General features: G+C 37.2%; 4 protein-coding genes and 1 pseudogene. 2 read left to right on the top strand and 3 right to left on the bottom strand.

The annotated features are described in order from the left end of the window. Positions 1–203: 203 nt before the first annotated feature. Positions 204–1,772 (bottom strand): ATP-binding cassette domain-containing protein, encoded by a 1,569-nt coding sequence (locus FTV34_RS16385; RefSeq protein ID WP_159124549.1) that lies wholly within the window; start codon positions 1,770–1,772, stop codon positions 204–206. A gap of 381 nt (positions 1,773–2,153) precedes the next feature. Here FTV34_RS16385 and FTV34_RS16380 point away from each other — a divergent pair, with 381 nt between their 5' ends. Further along, the gene (locus tag FTV34_RS16380) at positions 2,154–2,447 is read left to right on the top strand and encodes a type II toxin-antitoxin system RelB/DinJ family antitoxin (RefSeq protein ID WP_004870963.1); all 294 of its coding nucleotides are present in this window, start codon (positions 2,154–2,156) and stop codon (positions 2,445–2,447) included. Continuing rightward, the gene (locus tag FTV34_RS16375) at positions 2,440–2,721 is read left to right on the top strand and encodes a type II toxin-antitoxin system YafQ family toxin (protein WP_001129137.1); all 282 of its coding nucleotides are present in this window, start codon (positions 2,440–2,442) and stop codon (positions 2,719–2,721) included. The genes FTV34_RS16380 and FTV34_RS16375 overlap by 8 nt, the downstream gene beginning before the upstream one ends. A gap of 114 nt (positions 2,722–2,835) precedes the next feature. On the opposite strand, the pseudogene FTV34_RS16370 reads toward FTV34_RS16375, so the two are convergent. Together FTV34_RS16370 and mobQ are read right to left on the bottom strand one after the other, a co-directional pair. After that, a pseudogene (locus tag FTV34_RS16370) lies at positions 2,836–3,306 on the bottom strand (hypothetical protein). Further along, positions 3,303–4,274, bottom strand: coding sequence for a MobQ family relaxase (gene mobQ / locus FTV34_RS16365; protein WP_087528904.1), 972 nt, complete (start codon positions 4,272–4,274; stop codon positions 3,303–3,305). The pseudogene FTV34_RS16370 and the gene mobQ overlap by 4 nt, the downstream one beginning before the upstream one ends. Positions 4,275–4,651 lie beyond the last annotated feature (377 nt).

Genomic DNA, 4,651 nt, shown 5'->3' with positions numbered 1-4,651 from the left:
TTTAACAACCATTTGGAGATTTTATCCATGATTTAGCCATTGTTTTGCTTATTTCATTGCCATTCTTTGTTTTTTTTCGGTTTGGTGGTATGCCTCGAGCAAAGGGGCTGTTTCGTGCAAAGGTCTCTATAAAGCATTTCGTATAAGGTGTATTATGTTAATTTTAGTAGAACTAATAAATCTATATATTTGAAAATGTCATTTTACTCAATTAAATACTCTTCAGATATTTCACACTGTTCAACAAAAAAATGATCATGTGAAACTAAAATTACAGCGCCCTGATATTGGCTAATAGCCTGCGATAGAAGCTCTCTAGACTCAATATCTAAATGATTTTCTGGTTCATCAAGCAATAATAAATCAATACCATCAGGATAGTGACTCATTGCTAATAATGCGACTTTCAATTTTTCACCACCACTCAGTTCTGATAGTTTTAATAAAGCTTTTTCACGACGAATACGTAACTGACCTAACAAATTTCTCCACTCAACTTCAGTAAGATTGGAGTTATAAAGTGCAAGGTTTTCGATTACGGATAAATCATTATTTAATAAACTAAAGTTTTGATCTAAATACAAACATGTTCCACTAAAGAAAATATCATCACGTTGATGGGTAGAAATCAATTTCAATAAGGTTGATTTACCAATTCCATTAGCACCTTTAAGATGGATTTTTTCGCCAGCTTTCAATGCAAAATTAATTTTATTTGTTGCTGTATGGGGTAGCTTTAAATCATGAATTCTTAAAATCTCTCCTTGCTTCGTACTCTGTAAGTGGAATTCAAACTTCTGAGCTTTGATTTTTTCTACAATGGTCTGCCTATTAATCAGACTATTTTTCAAATCATCAGTTTGTCGAGTTTGTTGGGCACGTAGCTTACCTAAGCTTTGTCCAGCATTTTCCTTTTTGAAATCTAGAAAAATCTTTGCTTGAGAATTAGAATCACGAAGTTCATTGCCTTTAGATTGACGTTTATTCGCTTTCATTAAGCTATCATGTTGCCGTTGTTTTAACTGCTTTAATTCTTTTTTCTCATTATTAATAGACTGAGTTAATGCATCCATGTGTAGCTGATGCTGTTGAATGTAATGCTCATAATTACCTTTGTAGTGTTGTAAGCCTAATTCAGTTAAAGCATAAATATGTTGGACTTGATTGAGTAATTGGCGATCATGACTAATCAGGCATACACCACTAGGGTGTGCCAAAATACTCTCAATTAACCATTGTCTAGATGTTGAGTCTAAATGGTTGCTTGGTTCATCTAAAAGTAGATAGTGATCCTTTTTTAAAAACAAACGACATAAAGCCAGCTTTGTTTTTTGTCCTTCACTCAGTTTTTCTGTTGGAAAGTTCAAATCCGTAGGTAAGTCAGCATTTTCAAGTATATTTTGCCATTTTTGTGGTAAATCCCAGGTATTTTCAACTAACTCATAATCATCAAAACTAGCTGTATTGTTCTCTATACGCCGAAAAGCATGATGTAAATGATCTACCTCTAATGCTTGTGCAATATTTTCAGCATTAAGGCGTTCTAATTGTGCCAAATAATCATGTTGGATATTCCATGAAACTTGACCACTATAATGAATATCTAAAGCTTGGCTTTGATCTAATATTCTGAACAATAGGGATTTACCTAAACCATTACGTCCAATTAATGCAGAAACCTGTCCTGATAAAAGCGTAATGTTTAGCTGATCAAACATTTTCTGTGTAGAAAATTCTAAATTTAAGTTTGAAGCAATACATGCATGTTGCATAAAAAATTCCTCATGTAGAGGATATGCAAAATAGTGAAGATTAACTTATAAAAAACAATATATTATTTAGGATATAAAGTAGAGACCAAGAATATATAGCCACAAGTAGAATCTATTTTGCACATCAAAAGTTTAAAAATAATGATGAGAAAATGACTTACTTCATTGGCGTTACTCTTGGGAGGATGATTTGAATAAGGTTATTTTATAATGATAAGACAATCTGTCAAGCTTGTACTAAAGCTTCTAAAAGTTATTTAACATAATGGCTGTTATACGAAATTCAGTTGTCAGAAACCATTTATTACATCAAAAGTAATGAAAAAGTAAAGAATATGACTTATATTATCTTTACTTTAATGGTTTTTGAGTGAGGGAATCATGTCCGCAGTCAATTTCAATATGCGCTTAGAAGCAGAGTTAAAAGAACAAGTCACCCCAATTTTGGAAGACTATGGTTTGACTATGCCTCAAGCATTCAAACTGTTCTTGAATCAAATCGTTAAAACTAAAGCGATTCCTTTGTCTTTTGACTATGCACGAGAACCTGCTTTAACTCCTAAAGCAGCAGCCAAGTTACTTCAATCTTTAAAAGAGATTGAAAATGGCGAGTACACCGAGTACGAAACGGTAGAAGAAGCGATTAAAGCTATGTCGGAAGAAGCACATGGCTAAACGTAAGATTATCGTAACCAGTTCTTTTAAACGTGATATTAAAAGACGTTATTTAGAACTGGTTACGGCTGAATGGGCAGAAGTATTAGATTGTTTAGTCGCAAATAATCCTTTGCCTGAAAAGTATTTAGATCATCCCTTGAAAGGTGGTGCAGAGTTTAAAAATTGTCGTGATTGTCATGTGAAGCCTGATTTAGTCTTGATCTATAGGCTTGTTGGTGACGATATTTTAGAACTGCATCAGTTGGATAGCCATTCCGAAATTTTTGGATGACTATCGCTCGATGCTTTGAAAGATGGCTTTAGCCATGTTTCAAAGTCGGGCAACTTTGCGACTGCTGTCATTGATTCGGTGATGGCAAGAGCCGAGCAAAGTACTGTCTAATCATTATTTTGGGTCAATCACACAATAATCCTTATTCGCTCCGTGACAGTCATTTTTCATGATGCGAACGCAAGACTTCCCATTGCAATTTTTAATATCTAGGCTGTATTTTTGTTCTAGCCATGCAACGTCTGCTCTACGCTGTTTGATTTCGTCCATGCTCGGCACATATAAAAATAATGCTAAAAAGAAAACGATCAGCAAGCTAACAAAAGCACTGGCGTAGATTGCCATGAATCGCCAGTCAAGTTGATTGGTTGCATTGTTTAATTCCCGAATACTGTTGTTGAGTGCGTCTATTTGCTTCTGATTGGCGTTTTTTAGGTGTTTTTCGGTCTTATTGAGTACTCCGCTAGCCACTTCCTTGTAAAACGCTTCTAATCGCTTGTTATCGTCTGCTATGGCTTCTCGATACTCTTACATAGATGCCAGTAAAATATAGAGCTGGTCATCTAGGTCGTTTTGGTTGCTCATCGGTACATTCCGCCCTGATCTAAGTCTTGTGATGCTTTACGGTTGGCTCGCTCGGCTTGCTGTTGCTCTAGTTTTTGCTGTCGTTGTATTTCGGCTTGGCGTTCTTGTTCTAGGCGTTTAGCTTCTTGGTTTTTCTGCCATTGCTCGAAGCCTTGCTCGGCACGGTTTAAACCACGCTGTAAAACGCTGTCTGTGCGCTGTTGCTGTTGTTTGAGGTGTTGGGCGTTGTGTTGCTTCACATGGTCGTTATAACGGCTGATTTCGGTGTCTATGCCTTGTCTACGGAGTTGAGTGACCGAAGTCCCCTCATGAATGGTGGCTTGTAGTCCATTGTTCTGATCGGCATAGCTGCGGTGGTCTATTTTTTCTCGGTAGCCTGCTCGCTCCAGTGCGTGATTGGCTAAGTCCGCCCATGTTTCCCGAATCTGTTTGATGTCGTCTTGGGTTGTTCCCATATTTAGGCTTTTGCGTTTGGCATTACTTAACTCAATATCGGTTTTTGTCGTCAAAGTGAGTTTATTGTCAGGGTCTAATTCAGCTTTTCGGGTGGTCAGCATGATATGGGCGTGATGGTTTTTATCATTTCCGCCTTTGCTGGGTTCGTGAATGGCTAAATCTGCGATCACGCCATAGCGATCAACAAGTGATTGAGCAAACTCTTTTGCCAAGTCCTTACGTTGATCAGCGTCTAATTCATCAGGTAGGGCAATGACCCATTCTCTAGCAGTTCGAGCATCTTTGCGGTTTTCGGACTGTTCCGCCAAGTTCCACAATTCGCTACGGTCTATTTCTATATCAAGGTTAGACACAATTTCGCTATGGGCGACACCATCCTTTCTCGTAAAATCGTGGGTTAGTCCTGTTCGTTCATCTTTGAGTTTTTCCCCTGCACGATAAGCCATAGATGCAACGGCAGTTCTTCCCGAACTGCGGTTAACGGTTTTGGTTGTACAGTGGTAAATCGCCATTAAATTTTCCTTGTGGCATCCACGTATTGATTACATTTCGGGCATTCTTTTCTAATAGTTTGAATGGATACTCCATTCATTTGCTCTATAAGAATTTTAGGTAATTTGTATAAAAATTCATTCCCACAGTTTGAGCATATAAAAATATGCTGTTCATCAATATTGTATTTCTTCATTTGCTTTACCGCTCTTGCTTTTGCTTTTGGGGTTAAGGGGTGTCCCCCTTACGCATCTTTTGACTTGAATGAAATTCAAGTCGTAAGTGCGCATTTCATGAAAAACACGATAGCATATTACCCGCTTGAATTTCAATTCATAGGGTCTTATGCTTGAGTGGTTTTCTATATTCCGAAATTAACCGTTATGACTAAATCTGC

The sequence above is a fragment of the Acinetobacter sp. YH16038 genome, from assembly GCF_013417275.1.
Taxonomy (GTDB): Bacteria; Pseudomonadota; Gammaproteobacteria; order Pseudomonadales; family Moraxellaceae; genus Acinetobacter.
The sequence above is the reverse complement of the archived record's forward strand: the minus strand, read 5'-3'. Positions and strand labels throughout refer to the sequence as shown.